This is a genomic window from Celeribacter litoreus (assembly GCF_020165855.1).
GTDB classification, from domain to species: domain Bacteria; phylum Pseudomonadota; class Alphaproteobacteria; order Rhodobacterales; family Rhodobacteraceae; genus Celeribacter; species Celeribacter litoreus.
Map to the genome: position 1 here is coordinate 208,746 of NZ_JAIUFY010000008.1, position 14,374 is coordinate 223,119.

At 59.3% G+C, this 14,374-nt stretch carries 15 protein-coding genes and 1 other RNA gene; 7 read left to right on the forward strand and 9 right to left on the reverse strand.

Annotation, left to right across the window (positions count from 1 at the left end; translation table 11 throughout):
• The first annotated feature begins 164 nt into the window (after positions 1-164).
• From cysS to LA304_RS09535, 3 genes are read left to right on the forward strand one after another with little or no spacing between them, the layout of a single operon-like run.
• Positions 165-1,649, forward strand: a complete 1,485-nt coding sequence (cysS, locus tag LA304_RS09525; RefSeq protein WP_224502907.1) for a cysteine--tRNA ligase — start codon at positions 165-167, stop codon at positions 1,647-1,649.
• Positions 1,649-3,289, forward strand: a complete 1,641-nt coding sequence (gene cimA / locus LA304_RS09530) for a citramalate synthase (RefSeq protein ID WP_224502908.1) — start codon at positions 1,649-1,651, stop codon at positions 3,287-3,289. Before cysS ends, cimA begins: the two co-directional genes overlap by 1 nt.
• 3 nt (positions 3,290-3,292) lie before the next feature.
• Positions 3,293-4,072 carry a squalene/phytoene synthase family protein gene (locus LA304_RS09535; RefSeq protein ID WP_224502909.1) on the forward strand — a complete coding sequence of 260 codons (780 nt, stop codon included), beginning with the start codon at positions 3,293-3,295 and terminating at the stop codon, positions 4,070-4,072.
• Between the two features lie 4 nt (positions 4,073-4,076).
• Here LA304_RS09535 and LA304_RS09540 read toward each other — a convergent pair whose 3' ends face one another.
• From LA304_RS09540 to LA304_RS09555, 4 genes are all read right to left on the reverse strand, one after another.
• Positions 4,077-4,301 (reverse strand): ribbon-helix-helix domain-containing protein, encoded by a 225-nt coding sequence (locus LA304_RS09540; RefSeq protein WP_224502910.1) that lies wholly within the window; start codon positions 4,299-4,301, stop codon positions 4,077-4,079.
• Positions 4,298-4,477 carry a DUF4169 family protein gene (locus LA304_RS09545; protein WP_224502911.1) on the reverse strand — a complete coding sequence of 60 codons (180 nt, stop codon included), beginning with the start codon at positions 4,475-4,477 and terminating at the stop codon, positions 4,298-4,300. The genes LA304_RS09540 and LA304_RS09545 overlap by 4 nt, the downstream gene beginning before the upstream one ends.
• 29 nt (positions 4,478-4,506) lie before the next feature.
• On the reverse strand, positions 4,507-5,496 hold the full coding sequence (locus LA304_RS09550; protein WP_224502912.1) for a serine hydrolase domain-containing protein: 990 nt from the start codon (positions 5,494-5,496) through the stop codon (positions 4,507-4,509).
• Positions 5,497-5,599: 103 nt separating this feature from the next.
• Positions 5,600-6,343, reverse strand: coding sequence for a hypothetical protein (locus LA304_RS09555; protein WP_224502913.1), 744 nt, complete (start codon positions 6,341-6,343; stop codon positions 5,600-5,602).
• A 244-nt stretch (positions 6,344-6,587) separates the two neighbouring features.
• Between LA304_RS09555 and LA304_RS09560 the strand changes: the two genes are divergently transcribed.
• Positions 6,588-6,902, forward strand: a complete 315-nt coding sequence (locus LA304_RS09560) for a hypothetical protein (protein ID WP_224502914.1) — start codon at positions 6,588-6,590, stop codon at positions 6,900-6,902.
• A 62-nt stretch (positions 6,903-6,964) separates the two neighbouring features.
• Here the strand turns inward: LA304_RS09560 and fumC are convergent, their stop codons facing one another.
• The 3 genes from fumC to ssrA form a co-directional block, all read right to left on the reverse strand.
• Positions 6,965-8,359, reverse strand: a complete 1,395-nt coding sequence (gene fumC, locus LA304_RS09565; RefSeq protein ID WP_224502915.1) for a class II fumarate hydratase — start codon at positions 8,357-8,359, stop codon at positions 6,965-6,967.
• Between the two features lie 190 nt (positions 8,360-8,549).
• Positions 8,550-9,047, reverse strand: coding sequence for an SspB family protein (locus LA304_RS09570; RefSeq protein ID WP_224502916.1), 498 nt, complete (start codon positions 9,045-9,047; stop codon positions 8,550-8,552).
• Positions 9,048-9,304: 257 nt separating this feature from the next.
• Positions 9,305-9,685: a transfer-messenger RNA gene (gene ssrA, locus LA304_RS09575) on the reverse strand.
• Between the two features lie 62 nt (positions 9,686-9,747).
• On the opposite strand from ssrA, the gene LA304_RS09580 reads away from it, so the two are divergent.
• Positions 9,748-10,443: an SDR family oxidoreductase gene (locus tag LA304_RS09580; RefSeq protein WP_224502917.1), complete on the forward strand. Its 696-nt coding sequence runs from the start codon at positions 9,748-9,750 to the stop codon at positions 10,441-10,443.
• Positions 10,444-10,501: 58 nt separating this feature from the next.
• On the opposite strand, the gene LA304_RS09585 is transcribed toward LA304_RS09580, so the two are convergent.
• Both LA304_RS09585 and LA304_RS09590 read right to left on the reverse strand, forming a co-directional pair.
• A complete protein-coding gene (locus LA304_RS09585; RefSeq protein WP_224502918.1) occupies positions 10,502-11,542 on the reverse strand; it encodes an extracellular solute-binding protein in 1,041 nt (346 codons plus the stop codon).
• Positions 11,543-11,705: 163 nt separating this feature from the next.
• Complete coding sequence (locus LA304_RS09590) at positions 11,706-12,419, reverse strand: FadR/GntR family transcriptional regulator (protein WP_224502919.1); 714 nt, start codon at positions 12,417-12,419, stop codon at positions 11,706-11,708.
• Between the two features lie 93 nt (positions 12,420-12,512).
• Between LA304_RS09590 and LA304_RS09595 the strand changes: the two genes are divergently transcribed.
• Together LA304_RS09595 and LA304_RS09600 are read left to right on the forward strand one after the other, a co-directional pair.
• Entirely contained in the window at positions 12,513-13,487 is a 975-nt protein-coding gene (locus LA304_RS09595) for an MDR family oxidoreductase (protein ID WP_396022185.1), read from the forward strand.
• A 65-nt stretch (positions 13,488-13,552) separates the two neighbouring features.
• Positions 13,553-14,374 carry a sulfite exporter TauE/SafE family protein gene (locus tag LA304_RS09600; protein ID WP_224502921.1) on the forward strand — a complete coding sequence of 274 codons (822 nt, stop codon included), beginning with the start codon at positions 13,553-13,555 and terminating at the stop codon, positions 14,372-14,374.

A 14,374-nucleotide genomic window follows, 5' to 3' on the forward strand; every position in this document is an offset into this window, starting at 1 on the left:
GGGGTTTGCAAGCGTGAAAGCCACCGTTATAAGCGTTCCATGACCAACCGTTGCACCATCATTATTTGCTGCATTATTCGCTAACGAAAGTTACGCGGGTTCGGTCTCTTTTCTCTCAAAAGGTAAGCTGATAAAGCCCGCGGGGACGACCCGAGGGAAGAGCTATGACCGATATTTGGCTGACGAATACAAAAACGCGTCAAAAAGAGAAATTCGCGCCGATCGATCCCGACAATGTGCGAATGTATGTGTGCGGCCCGACGGTCTATGACCGCGCCCATATCGGCAACGCGCGGCCCGTGATCGTGTTCGATGTGCTCTACCGCTTGCTCCGCCATGTCTACGGGCCCGATCACGTGACCTACGTGCGCAACTTCACCGACGTGGATGACAAGATCAACGCGCGCGCCGCAGAGAGCGGGCGGTCGATCAAGGAGATCACCAACGAGACGACGCAGTGGTATCTCGACGACATGCGCGAAGTGGGGGCGATGGACCCTGACCAGATGCCGCGCGCGACGGATTATATCGGTGCGATGATCACGATGATTGAGGGCCTGATCGCGAACGGACACGCTTATGCCGCCGAGGGGCACGTGCTCTTCGCGGTCGAGAGCTACAAAGACTATGGCGCGCTCTCCGGTCGCTCCATCGACGACATGATCGCGGGCGCCCGTGTGGAAGTCGCTCCGTATAAACGCAACCCGATGGACTTCGTCCTCTGGAAACCGTCCACCGATGATCTGCCCGGTTGGGACAGCCCGTGGGGCCGTGGGCGTCCGGGGTGGCACATTGAATGCTCCGCCATGTCCTATGAACTGTTGGGCGAGACGTTCGACATCCACGGCGGCGGCAACGACCTCATGTTCCCGCACCACGAAAACGAGATCGCCCAAAGCTGCTGCGCCCACGAGGGGGCGGGGTTCGCGAAAGTCTGGCTCCACAACGAGATGCTACAGGTCGAGGGCAAGAAGATGTCCAAGTCACTGGGCAACTTCTTTACGGTCCGAGACCTGCTCGACGGCCACGACGGACTGCCGGGCGTGCCGGGCGAAGTGATCCGCTTTGTCTTCCTCTCGACGCATTACCGCAAGCCGATGGACTGGACCGCGGAGAAGGCGGAGCAGGCGAAAGCGACGTTGAAGAAGTGGCGCAAGACGACGGACGGTGTTGAAGCAGGTGAACCTGCGCCGGAAGTTATCTCTGCATTGGCTGACGACTTGAACACGGCTGGTGCAATCGCTGAGCTTCACAAGCTCTATGAAGCTTTGCGAAATGTCTCTGCGAACGATGACTTGTCACTAAACATATTGAACGTTCCTGATCGAATTCTGCAACGTTTTGCAGACGTGCCGCCTTCAAAGTTTTTAGTCGCATTGAAGGCTGAGGTCCTCGCTTCCGCGAACCTCCTCGGCCTTCTGACGCCGGAACTCGGTGGTTGGGAAGCGACAGGCGTGGACCTTACAGCCTACGCCGACCAACTCTTCGCCCTCCGCCAGTCCGCCATGGAGACAAAAGACTTCTCCTCTGTCGATGCAATGAAAACCGCGCTTCTTGACGCGGGTGTCGAGGTGCGGATGTCGAAGACGGGTGTGGAGCTTGAACCGGGGCCGAAGTTTGATGCCGCGAAGCTTGAGGGGTTGCTGTGATGACCGCCGACACCACCAAAGACCGCCTCTATCTCTACGACACGACGCTCCGTGACGGGCAGCAGACGCAAGGCGTGCAGTTTTCGACCGAGGAGAAGCACCAGATCGCGGAGGCGCTCGATCATCTCGGTGTCGATTACATCGAAGGCGGCTGGCCGGGGGCGAACCCGACGGACAGTGAGTTCTTCGCAGAAGCTCCTGAGACCAAAGCAACATTCACAGCTTTCGGGATGACCAAACGTGCAGGGCGGTCCGCCGAGAATGACGAAGTGCTGGCCGGTGTGCTCAATGCGGGGACGGGCAGCGTGTGCCTCGTCGGCAAGACGCATGACTTCCACGTCACGACCGCGCTCGGCATCACGCTTGAGGAAAATCTCGACAACATCTCCAAATCCGTCGCGCATCTGATCGCGCAGGGGCGGGAGGCGCTGTTTGACGCGGAGCATTTCTTTGACGGTTTCAAGGCCAACCCCGACTACGCGATTGCCTGTTGCAAGGCGGCGTATGAGGCGGGCGCGCGGTGGGTTGTTCTGTGCGACACCAACGGCGGCGCGCTGCCGGGTGAGGTATATCAGATCACGCTCAAGGTCATTGAAGCGGGCATTCCGGGTGATCGCCTCGGCATCCATACCCATGACGATACCGGCAACGCGGTCGCGAATAGTCTCGCCGCCGTCAACGCCGGTGCGCGGCAGGTGCAGGGGACGCTCAATGGTCTCGGCGAGCGCTGCGGCAATGCGAACCTGACGACGCTCATCCCGACGTTCAAACTCAAGGAACCGTATCGTTCCATGCTCGACATCGGTGTGACGGATGAGGTGCTGCAGGACCTCGTAAAGACCTCGCGGATGCTCGACGACATTCTGAACCGCGTGCCGCTGCGCTCTGCGCCCTATGTCGGCGCGTCGGCGTTTGCGCATAAGGCGGGGCTTCATGCTTCGGCCATTCTCAAAGACCCGACGACCTATGAACACATCCCGCCGGAGACCGTGGGCAATGCGCGGATCGTGCCGATGTCAAATCAGGCGGGCCAGTCGAACCTGCGCAAGCGTCTCTCTGATATGGGTATGGATGTCTCCGAGAAGGCCGATCTGGGCCGCATCCTCGACCGGATCAAGGCGCGGGAATCCGAAGGCTATTCCTACGACACCGCGCAGGCGTCTTTCGAGCTGGAAGCCCGCCGTGAATTGGGTGTCATGCCGAAGTTCTTCGAGGTGGAGCGCTACCGCGCCACGGTCGAACGTCGCAAGGACGCAAAGGGCCGCGAAATTCATCTCTCCGAGGTGACGGTCGTCGTGAACATTGCGGGCGAGCGGCATTTGTCGGTGTCCGAGGGGATCATGGCGGACGGCAATGACGGGGGTCCGGTGAACGCGCTGTCCAAGGCGTTGGTGAAAGATCTCGGGCCCTATTCCGACATGATCACCGACATGGAACTCGTTGATTTTAAAGTGCGTATCACGAACGGCGGGACCGAGGCGCGCACGCGCGTCATCATCGACCACGAGGACAGTCTCGGGCGGCGTTGGTCTACGGTGGGCGTGTCGTCGAACATAATCGACGCGTCTTTTGAGGCGCTTCTCGATGCGGTGCTGTGGAAGCTGACGCGCGACGGCGCGCAGGCATTGGGCGCGGAGTAAGACATGAGCATTCAGGCCTGCGCAGAGATCGTTCACAAGGGAGATGAGGCACGGTTTCGTGCGACGATGGCGGCCCCTGTGGCGGCGCGGGAAGTGTTGTTCCCGATCCATGCGTTTTGTCTCGAGGTTGCGAAAGCGCCGTGGGTCACGAAAGAGGCTATGATCGCGGAAATGCGGCTCCAGTTCTGGCGCGATGTGTTGCAGGAGAAGATCGACGGCAAACCGGCGCGTGCACATGAGGTGGCGGCGCCGCTGGTGGCGGTTCTGGACGAGGCATCGGCGGAGGCGCTTGATGCCTCGGTGACGGCGCGGCAGTGGGACATTTACCGCGACCCGCATGAGGATGCGGAGGCGTTTCAGCGCTATCTTCATGCGTCTTATGTGATCCCGATGCATGTCGCGGCCCGTAAATTGGGCGCACCAGAGAGCGCATCAAAGGCGCTCAATCGTCTCGGCTATGCAGGGGCGCTCGCAAGGTATCTGATGGCGATCCCGGGTTTGCAGTCGGCGGGGCGTATTCCGCTGGTTGATGGCCGTCCGGAGGCAGTGGCGGCGCTGGCGAAAGAGGCGCTTGAACAGGGGCGTTGGGGGGCTCAGGCGCTCAGCAAACTGTCCAAAACCGCACGCGCCCCGATGCTCGATGCAGTGATGCATTTGCCGGTGTTGAAACAGGCGGCAAAAACTCCGGAGGTCGTGATCGACGGGCAGCTCGGGATGGGGCCGCTCAAAACCGCGCTGCGCCTCACGTGGGCGTCGCAAGGACCGACGTGGAAGTTTTTCTGAACCGTCAGGCCTTGGGTTTCTGAACTTCAGCCAAGATGAACACGCGGATCGCTGAGGCGAGGCCCGTTTCCACGTCCCGCGTTGCGTCGATCTCTGCAGCCAACTCGTTGATGGCGATCCCGCGGGCCTTGGCGATGTTGCGAAAGGCGGTCCAGAAGGCGTCTTCGAGGGACACAGACGTGCGGTGCCCGCGCAGCGTCAGGGACCGTTTGACAGGGCGACCGCTCATTTCGGGTCCCGCTCATGCCCGTCGAGATCGGATTTGGCCTTGTCTGCACGCGCCTTTTCCAGATCACGCTCCGCTTTTGTGCGTCCGAATTTTACAGCGTTTTCATCAGCCCGCGTGCGTTTGGCATCGCGGGCTTTTTGTTTGCGAAAACGGTTGAGGTTCGTGACGTTGCTCATGGGGTGTATGAATACCGCAAGAGCGCGTCTCACGCCAGTTCCAAAACGGGCCCGTTCAGGAGATCCATAATATCGTCGAAATATCCGCCGGAGCGGGCAGGGCGCAGCGGGTCGGAGGTCAGCGCAACGGCGAGGTTCAGATCCGGATGCGCGGCGATGATCTGGCCGCCGTAACCACGGGCGAGGATGTAGCCGCGATCTGTCAGGAACCAGCCGTAGCCATAGGACATGCCTGACCACGGAGAGCGCGTGCGCGGTCTCGTTGAGGCGCTGATCCAGCTTTGCGGCAGGACCGTGGTGCCCTCATAGGTGCCGCCGTCGCGCATCATGACAGCGATTTTGAGCATCGCACGTGGAGTGAGGGCCATTTCATTGCCACCCATGTAGTAGCCCTGCGGATCGCGGGTCCACGGCGGAATGTCGATGCCAAGGGTCTGCCCGAGGACACGGCGGGCTTGGGACAGGAGGCTTTCGCCTGTCGCCTCAGTGAGCGCCGCGCCGAGGATATGTGTGGAGCCAGTCGAATAGATCATCCGTCCGCCGGGGGCGGCGACCATCTCGCGCGAGAGCGCGTTTGCGACCCAATTGTTGGAGGCGACCCATCCGCCGTAATTCGCGCCGGACGTGGCCTCGAGACCGGCGCGGAGGCTCACGAGATCTTCCATCGTGATGTCTGGCACGCGCGGGTCGGTGTCAGACGGAATGAGGCGCGGGGCGACAGTCGAAAGCGGGGCGTCTACAGATGCGATTACGCCCGAGGCAATCGCGTCCCCGAGCAGGAGGCCCACGAGGCTCTTGGAACAGCTTTTGATATTCGCCAAACGATCTAGCCCGCTGCCTCGCGGCGCTTCGGCAAAAACGATCTCATCCCCTCGCTGAACCTGTAGGGAGTGGAGTTGATCCAGACTGGCGATACGTGTGGAGAGGTCAGTGAGCGTGCCCTGCGCCCGCAGGGTCGCGGGGGAGGAGAGCAGGGCGGATGCAGCGGCTGCACGGGCGAGGAAGTGACGGCGTTTCATAGTGCGGGAGATAGCCCATGCGACGGGATTGACCAGTGAGACGCGACGTAAAGAGAATGCGCCCCGAAGGGCGCATCCTTTTCTCCCCCCAAAGACGGGAGTGTCAGCCGTGACCTGCCAGAATGGCGAGACGGATTTCTTCAGCATCCGCCGCGATGGTTTCCATTTCAGCGTCTGTCATTTCAACTTCGAAGATGACCGTGAGGGCTTCGACGGTCTCAACGGTGATCAGAACCGTTTTATCCGATGCTGCCCCGAGGAAGGCCGCGAGAAGCGTAGCGACGTCGTTGTCTACGCCGAGAGCATCGAGCGGGTCTTCACCGTTCAGATATGCGTCGTAAAGCGCAAGGTTCTGAAGCGGGCTGTCCACAAACGGCACTTTGTCGAAATAGGTTTTCAGGACGTAGACCATCTGGTCGTGGGTCAGGTTGTAGAAGTCCGCACCGTCTGCGAGTTCGGTGAGGCTTTCTGCCAGCGCCTGTTCCAGAACGTGATCAGGAGACCGCGCCACGTTCAGACGTCCAAGTTCGATTTCCGGAATGCCTTCGGAAGCCCACGTCGGTGCGCCATCGCCTGCGGTTTCGTCGCCTTGACCTGCGCGCGGGCCGTCGCCGTCGCTGTCATCACCCGGTCCGCCCTGACCGGCGCCATTGGAGCCGTCAGTGCGATCATCGTCCGGACCGCCGTGACCTGCGCCGGATCCGCTACCGTCCTCCAAAGCATAGGCTGGAGTGACGAAATCAAAATCCGTCACATAGCCAACATAGCCGAGCACAAGCGCCCCAAGCGCGATTGCGGTCAGCGGGGTGAGCAACAGGGTATCGTTGAGTTTGAAAGCGTGTCTCATTTGAACCTCCCCTCCAAATTTTGACCACGCTTTATTGTGACTCCGAAATGAGGGTTTGTCCTTGATCTGGAGGGGTGCGTTTCTGCGGAGTGGTGCGCGGCGATGCGGAAAGCGCGGCTGCTCGCCAATTGGCGCGGTAGGTAGAAAACGGGTTTTGGTGTATGGTTGGGGCAGGGGTAGGGACCGCATGGCGGACAAGTTGTCCAACCGAGCATGAGAAAATCGATCTAGGGAGGACGATCTCATGATGGTTGCGCATTGGCATATCCAGGCCAAATTTGGATACAAACAGACAGTGATTGATCTGCTCAAGGAGTGGATGGCTGAAATTGGACCGCAAACGGGTCTTGATGTCTCGAAAGAGCGGATTTTGACGGGTTCGGTCGGGGCCTGTGAATCCGAGATCGTGAGTGAAATCCACGTTGCCAATCTCACTGAACTCGACGGGATGTTCGCGAAACTTGCGGGGATCAAAATGCACGCCGATTGGGGCCGCAAGATGAGCGACCATGTCGTCTCGGGGACCAATTACTGGCATGTCTATCGTGTTGTAGACTAACAAAAAAGGGCGACCCGAGGGCCGCCCTTTCAAAGCACTGTGCTGAGTGCTTAAATTCTGTATCAGGCTTTCGGGCCGATCATGTCTTCAGGGCGAACAACGGCCTCGAAGGTTTCTTCGTCCACAAAGCCGAGCGCGATGGCCTCTTCTTTCAGAGTAGTGCCGTTCTTGTGCGCTGTCTTCGCCACTTTTGTCGCATTGTCGTAACCGATGGTCGGCGCCAGCGCGGTCACAAGCATCAGGCTCTCTTTCATGAGCTTTTCGATGCGCGCTTCGTTGGCTTTGATGCCGAGGAGCATACGCTCCGTGAAGCTGTCCGCAACGTCGCCCAGAAGCTGCATGGACTGCAGCAGGTTGTAGGACATCATCGGGTTGTAGACGTTCAGCTCGAAGTGACCTTGGGAACCGGCGAATTTCATCGCGGCGTCGTTGCCCATGACGTGTGCAGCGACCTGAGTCATGGCCTCTGCCTGCGTCGGGTTCACTTTGCCCGGCATGATGGAGGAGCCAGGCTCGTTCTCCGGCAGGATCAGTTCGCCGAGACCAGAGCGCGGGCCGGAGCCGAGGAAGCGGATGTCGTTGGCGATTTTGTACATGGAGCCGGCAACCGTCGCGAGCGCGCCGGACATGAACACCATGGCGTCGTGTGCGGAGAGCGCTTCGAATTTGTTCGGCGCGGTCACGAAGGGCAGGCCGGTGATTTCAGCCATGTTCGCAGCAACTTTCTCGCCCCAGCCTTCTTTGGTGTTGAGACCCGTGCCGACGGCGGTGCCGCCCTGAGCGAGTTCGTAGATGCCCGGAAGAGCAAGCTCGATACGCTTGATGCCCTGACGGATCATCTGGGCGTAACCGGAGAATTCCTGACCGAGGGTCAGCGGCGTCGCATCCTGGGTGTGGGTGCGGCCGATTTTGATGATGTCTTTGAACTCTTCCTGTTTCTGCTCAAGACCTGCGAGCAGTTTTTTCAGACCCGGAAGCAGAACGTCGCGTGCGGTGGTCGCTGCGGCGATGTGCATGGCGGTCGGGAAGGTGTCGTTGGAGGACTGACCCATGTTGCAGTGGTCGTTCGGGTGCACCGGATCTTTGGAACCGATTACGCCGCCGAGGATTTCGATCGCGCGGTTCGCGATGACCTCGTTGGAGTTCATGTTGGACTGCGTGCCGGAGCCGGTCTGCCAGACGACGAGCGGGAAGTTGTCGTCGAATTTGCCTTCGATCACTTCACCAGCGGCTTCGATGATCGCGTCTGCGATTTTCGGATCAAGAGAGCCGCTCTCTTTGTTGGCCATGGCGCAGGCTTGTTTGATCACGCCGAGGGCGCGCACGATGGCGACAGGCTGTTTTTCCCAGCCGATCGGGAAGTTCATAATCGAACGCTGGGTCTGAGCGCCCCAGTACTTGTCGGAGGGAACTTCAAGCGGGCCGAAGCTGTCGGTTTCGGTACGGGTGGTGGTCATCGAGACATTCTCCCTGATGTGGGCCAAACTTTCGACGTAGGCTATACGCGGACCAAAGCATAGATGCAATGTATACGGACGTATACAGGGGGTTGTTTGCGCTAAAATCAAGGAAAATTGCGCCGATTGCCACAAGGCGCTTTATCGCGCCGAGGCTCTGCCAACAAAAAAGGCCCCTGAGGGCCATTTCTTATTTGCGGAATTTGTCGAGAGAGACGATTTCGGCCTCTTTCGGACCGCTGTCTTTCGCCGCCGGTTCGTCGTCTTTCGGCTCAAAACTCGCGACCTCGGCGTCGTGCGGGATGTCGTCCTCGTCCATCTCGTCCGCGTCGTAATCCTGCGTCTCAAACCGCAGGCCGAATTCGACAGAGGGATCCACAAAGGTGCGCACCGCGTCATAAGGAATGTAAAGAGGCTCCGGATTGTCGCCGAAATTCAGGGTGATAGAGAATCCGTCCTCGGTGACGTCGAGGTTGTCGAACCAGTGCTGGATCACAATGGTCATCTCTTCGGGGTAGCGATCCGACAACCAATCCGCCAGTTCGACATCCGGATGCATGGTGTCGAAGGTGATAAAGAAATGATGATCCCCGGGCAGGCCGTCAGCAGCCACGCCTTCGAGCACTTTACGGATCAGGCCGCGCATGGCGCTGTGCATGAGGTTTCCGTAGTCGATTGAGTCCGACATCCGTGCGTCCTTTCTGTCACCGGACCTCTCGAAGTCCGTTCACCTCAGCATAAGAGATTCTGTGGCAGAGGGAAGGGCCGAAGTGATCGTCCGTCGGGCGTCGGCAGTGTCGGTCCGGTGCGTGACGACGAAAGTCCATGTTTCTTGGATTTCAGGATTTCTTGGGCGCCACTCGCGACAGGAAAGGCACGGGTTTGCACACGCGTCCAACACAGTCGGAGCGTGAGAATCGGGACGATGATAATTGTAGGAAAGGAAATGCAGGTTTCTGTTGCCAGGTACCTGCGAACCCCGCCTTACGCTGCTAGGCATAAGGGCTTAGATTTCGATATTTCGCACAGCTTACGCTGCGAGAGCCATCGGAGCTTTGTTGTCGTTTGCAACTAGCTTAAGTGAACCGATAACGGTGGTATCTCACCGAGACAAAGCAAACCCCTTTAGACGTCCGTCGATCCTATTTCGTCCCCATGATCCAACTCGTCAGGGCCTCAAACGAAGGCGCAGGGCGAGGGGTATTTGGTGGAGACGCCGGGTACCGCCCCCGGGTCCGATCCGCTTATTACGAGCGCGTTTATGTCCATAGTCGGGTTGCCCCGACAACCGGAGAGGTAAGCCTTTCGGCCGCGTCTTTCAAGAGGAGGCGTGAAATCTGTTCTCTCTCTTTTTGTGATAAGCTGGGGGTGGAGAGGGAGGGTTTGACATGAAAACTGTTCTGATTACCGGAAGTTCAAGCGGCATTGGCCGAGGCTGTGCGCTGCGCTTTGCGAAAGCAGGCTACCGCATCATTGCGCATGGTCGCGACATAGACCGTCTGCGGGCTGTGGCAGAGAAGATCGAGGCCGCAGGTGGCACCGCAAAGACCGTCACCGCCGAAATGGGGGATATGGATGACATTGCCCGACTTGCGGATGAGGCCACAGAATTCGGGCCGCTCTCGGCGGTCATTCATTGCGCGGCGAAGTTCACCTATGGTCCCGTCGACGTGGCGCGCTTTGAGGATTGGGACAAGAGCATCGATAGCGTTTTACGCGCGACGATCCGGCTTACGGCCCATACGCTTGAGGCAGTAAAACAGGCGGAAGGGGCGTATGTTTACATTTGCGGGCCAACGGCTTGGCTTGGTTGGAAAAATCATGCGATCCACAGCGCCCTCCGGCACGCGCAGGCGGGGTTCGCACGCGCGCTCTTCGAAGACGTCCGCGAGGACGGAGTGCGCGTGACGCTCATTCATCCGGGATTCGTGAACACACCTGCGAGCAGCCCTGAGGGGAAAGACCGAACCAAAATGATTCAGGTGGAGGATATCGCGGAGATGATCTTTCAGTCCGTCACCCTGCCAAACACAGCCTGCGTCTCGGAATTGCACCTGCGCCCGCAGCGGTCGCCATACCTCTAAAAAAGCGCCACCCGAAACCGGATGGCGCCAAATCATATCTCTAATTTAAATCAGAGCCTTAGAAGCCTGCTTTGATCTTCTCGAACTCTTCGGACTGCTTTTCGCGCAGTTCGACGGACATCGGAAGCTGGGCGAGGATCGGGGCGTCGATCGGCTCGAGACCGCCTGCGATCAGAGCTTCGTCACCAAGGGTTGCGAGACCTTCGGTGTTGGAGATGCCGTAGCCTGCGTCCATGAGGACAGCGGCGTTGGAGGCGTCGAGGAAGCCGTTGATGTAGTCATAGGCTTTGTCTTCGGAACCCGGGCCGTCTTTGAGGTTCACGTAGCCACAGAGCCAGAGGGAGGACCCTTCGGTCGCTTCGCGTTCGAACCCGATCGGGAACCCTTCGTCGGCGAGTGTCGGGTAGGTTTCGTTCCATGCCCAAGCGACGAGAACTTCACCCGTGGCCATCAGCTGAGCGAGCTCGGCCGGATCGGTCCAGTAGGTGCGGAGGTTCGGGTGCACTTCGCGCAGCCATGCAGAGGCGGCTTCGAATTGCTCGTCGGTTGCAGAGGTCCAGTCGGTCGTACCGGTGGCGAGGTAGGCGAGGGCGTAAGCGTCGTCCACGTTGTCCGGCAGGGTCATGCGGCCTGCGTATTTCGGGTCTTTGTAGACCTGAAGGGTTTTCACGTCTTCAACCGGCACTTCGTCCGCGTTGTAGGCGGTCGCGGTGGAGCCAAAGTCGGTCGGGATGAAATACGCGCTTGCAGCAGCCACGTCGTTGCCGAGCAGGTTGCTGTCGAGTTTGGCGTATTCAGTGATTTTCGCGGTGTCCCACGGCTCCAGAATGCCGCTTTCTTCCCATTTCATCACGGAGCCGGCGCAGACGTGGCTCACGTCGGCTTTGAAGCCGGACACGAGTTTCTGAAGGGCTTCGTCTTCTTCACCGAAGAACGCAAACGACGGCACATCACCGTTCTTTTCAGCGTATTTGGTGTGGAATGCCGGATCTTCGAAGCCGGAATAATCGAAGACCAGAAGGTCTGCATCTTCGGCGAATGCAACGCTTGCGATCATGGAAAGAGCGGTGGCGCCGAGCAGCGGTTTAAGAACGTTCATGTCAACTCCCTGAAATGGACCTGTTCGGGAAAGACGCTAGCAGGCGTTTTGTCCTTTGCAAGCAAGATCAGAGGGGTGACGCGCGGAAAAAGTATTTGGTTAAAAAATTTGATCAAATTATGGGCAGGCCATACACGCTGTCGTCCGCAGTGCCTCGAAAGAATTAGCTGAGGGCGGTGCGAAGCGTCTGATCGCGCAGGTAATCCATGAGGGTCTCAAGGCGTGAACCGACACGCGACCCGAGGGCCTCAAGCATGGCTTCGTGGAGCGACACGACCGCATCGCGGTCCCGTTGGCGATAGGTGATCATGTTCATGAGCGGCTCAATGCCCTCAACTGCTGCGGCCAGTTGCCATGAGAGCACCGGATTGCCCGCCGCATCGACGAGGGCGCGATGAAAGGCCACGTCCGAGGCACAGAAATCTTCGTCGGACAGGTCCGGATCCTTCTGTCGTGCGATCTCGCGGCGCATGATGTCGAGATGAATGTCCTGCCGGTTTTGCGCCGCCAGACGGACGCAGCCACGCTCCAGCGCGAACCGCGCTTCGCAGGCGGTGGCGATATCTACCTCGTTCAGGGTGATGAGGAGGGAGGCGGTGGAGGCCATCTGTGGATAGGCATCGTGGAAGGTCAGGCGGTTCACAAAGGCCCCGCCGGTTGCGCCGCGCTTGGTGCGAATAAGGCTTTGAGCCGCGAGGCGTTTCAGGGCCTCGCGAACGGTGGCGCGGGAAACGCCGTGGGCCTCAGAAAGCTCCGACTCAGAGGGCAGGCGGTCGTCCGCAACGAGGGTGCCGGTGAGAATGTCCTCACGGATTTTCTCTGCGATGAACGTCGATAAATCCGTGTGTTTCTTTGCGTTTGACAAATTGTCAGACATTTAACTTGCCTCATCACTCAATTGTCTGACATTTATGAGTGCAGAGACATTGAATTGCAAGTTGGAAGGGAGAACGACATGCGCGCCTTGATCATGGAACAGGATAGCGAAGGGCTTGCCGCGCCGCATATTCGGGACATCTCCGAGGCGGATCTGCCGGAAGGTGATGTGCTTGTGCATGTCGAGTATTCGACCCTCAACTACAAGGACGGGCTTTGTCTCTCTGCGAAGGGTGGCGGTCTTGTCCGGAACTACCCGCACGTGCCGGGCATCGACTTTGCGGGCACGGTCGAGGCTTCTGATAGCCCTGATTTCAAACCGGGGGATAAAGTGGTTCTGACGGGCTGGCGCGTCGGAGAGGTGCGCTGGGGCGGATATGCGGAAAAGGCCCGTGTGAAGTCTGAATGGCTCGTCCCTCTGCCCGAAGGTCTCACCACGCGGCAAGCGATGGCCGTCGGGACCGCTGGGTTTACAGCGATGCTTGCCATCATGGCGCTCGAAGATCACGGGCTGAAACACGGCACTGGTCCCGTCCTTGTGACGGGGGCCTCCGGTGGGGTCGGGTCCGTGGCTACGGCGGCGCTTGCCAATATTGGGTACGAGGTTGCAGCCGTGACGGGGCGTCCGGAAGGGGGCGACTATCTCAAATCGCTCGGCGCGACCCAGATTGTTGCGCGTGAGGAGATCAACGAGACGGTCAAACGCCCGCTCGAGAGTGAGACATGGGCTGGCTGTATCGACGCCGTGGGTGGCCCAATGCTGGCGCGTGTTCTTGGACAGATGGCCTATGGTGGCTCAGTGGCGGCGGTGGGGCTCGCCGGTGGCGCGGCACTTCCTGCGACGGTTATTCCCTTCCTTTTGCGTGGTGTGAACCTCCTCGGGATCGATTCCGTGATGCAGCCGAAGGAGAAACGCATCCGGTGCTGGGAACGCGTGGCGAAGGATGTGCCGATGGACAAACTCGAGGCGATGATCCAGCCCGCGACGCTCGAAGACCTACCGGACCTCGGAGCCGCGATCCTCAAAGGCGGGGTCAAAGGCCGCGTTGTGGTTGATCTCTCGGCATAATTGCATGGCTCCATTTTGAAAAACGCGCTCTTCTCAAGGGCGCGTTTTGTCGTTAATGCCGCCGTATGGATATTTCGACGCTACTTCCCTTCGCTGCCCTGATCGCAATTATTGGTGCGTTTGCGGGTATTCTTGCTGGTCTTCTCGGTGTGGGGGGCGGGATCGTCCTCGTGCCTGCGTTCTACTACGCATTTGCGGGCCTCGGATATGAGAGTGCGCAGCTCATGCAGATCTGTCTCGCGACCTCACTTGCCACGATTATTGTCACCTCGTTCCGGTCTGTGTCCTCGCATCACAAAAAAGGCGCGGTGGAATGGCCGATCCTCAAGAGCTTTGCGCCGGGGATCGTCATCGGTGCTGTGATTGGTGTGCTCGTGGCATCGTCGCTGCGTTCTGCGACGCTTCAGATGATTTTTGGCGGGGTTGCGACCTTTATCGGTCTCTACATGGCTTTCGGAAACTCCGCGTGGCGCCTCGGGGATGAAATGCCGAAAGGCATCATGCGGGCGGTCGTATCGCCTCTGATCGGGTTTCTGTCGGTCCTCATGGGTATCGGCGGCGGTTCGTTCGGTGTGCCGACCATGACGCTCTACGGCGTACCGATCCACCGCGCTGTCGCCACGGCAGCGGGTTTCGGTGCGATCATTGCGATCCCGTCGGTGATCGGGTTCCTGTTTGTGGACCTTCCGCCGGAGGTCACGCCGCCGTTCACCATCGGTGCGGTTAACATCGCAGCGTTTCTCGTGGTGATTTCGATGACGCTCATCACGGCCCCGCTCGGCGCGAAGCTCGCCCATGCGCTTGACCCGAAAAAACTCAAACGTGTGTTCGGTGGCTTCCTGATCCTCGTCGCGCTCAACATGCTGCGCAAGGCGCTGATGGGCTAA

Coding starts and splice junctions, on each gene's coding strand:
- cysS (WP_224502907.1), top strand. CDS start 165: ATGACCGATATTTGGCTGACGAATACAAAAACGCGTCAAAAAGAGAAA.
- cimA (WP_224502908.1), top strand. CDS start 1,649: ATGACCGCCGACACCACCAAAGACCGCCTCTATCTCTACGACACGACG.
- LA304_RS09535 (WP_224502909.1), top strand. CDS start 3,293: ATGAGCATTCAGGCCTGCGCAGAGATCGTTCACAAGGGAGATGAGGCA.
- LA304_RS09540 (WP_224502910.1), bottom strand. CDS start 4,301: ATGAGCGGTCGCCCTGTCAAACGGTCCCTGACGCTGCGCGGGCACCGC.
- LA304_RS09545 (WP_224502911.1), bottom strand. CDS start 4,477: ATGAGCAACGTCACGAACCTCAACCGTTTTCGCAAACAAAAAGCCCGC.
- LA304_RS09550 (WP_224502912.1), bottom strand. CDS start 5,496: ATGAAACGCCGTCACTTCCTCGCCCGTGCAGCCGCTGCATCCGCCCTG.
- LA304_RS09555 (WP_224502913.1), bottom strand. CDS start 6,343: ATGAGACACGCTTTCAAACTCAACGATACCCTGTTGCTCACCCCGCTG.
- LA304_RS09560 (WP_224502914.1), top strand. CDS start 6,588: ATGATGGTTGCGCATTGGCATATCCAGGCCAAATTTGGATACAAACAG.
- fumC (WP_224502915.1), bottom strand. CDS start 8,359: ATGACCACCACCCGTACCGAAACCGACAGCTTCGGCCCGCTTGAAGTT.
- LA304_RS09570 (WP_224502916.1), bottom strand. CDS start 9,047: ATGTCGGACTCAATCGACTACGGAAACCTCATGCACAGCGCCATGCGC.
- LA304_RS09580 (WP_224502917.1), top strand. CDS start 9,748: ATGAAAACTGTTCTGATTACCGGAAGTTCAAGCGGCATTGGCCGAGGC.
- LA304_RS09585 (WP_224502918.1), bottom strand. CDS start 11,542: ATGAACGTTCTTAAACCGCTGCTCGGCGCCACCGCTCTTTCCATGATC.
- LA304_RS09590 (WP_224502919.1), bottom strand. CDS start 12,419: ATGTCTGACAATTTGTCAAACGCAAAGAAACACACGGATTTATCGACG.
- LA304_RS09595 (WP_396022185.1), top strand. CDS start 12,513: ATGGAACAGGATAGCGAAGGGCTTGCCGCGCCGCATATTCGGGACATC.
- LA304_RS09600 (WP_224502921.1), top strand. CDS start 13,553: ATGGATATTTCGACGCTACTTCCCTTCGCTGCCCTGATCGCAATTATT.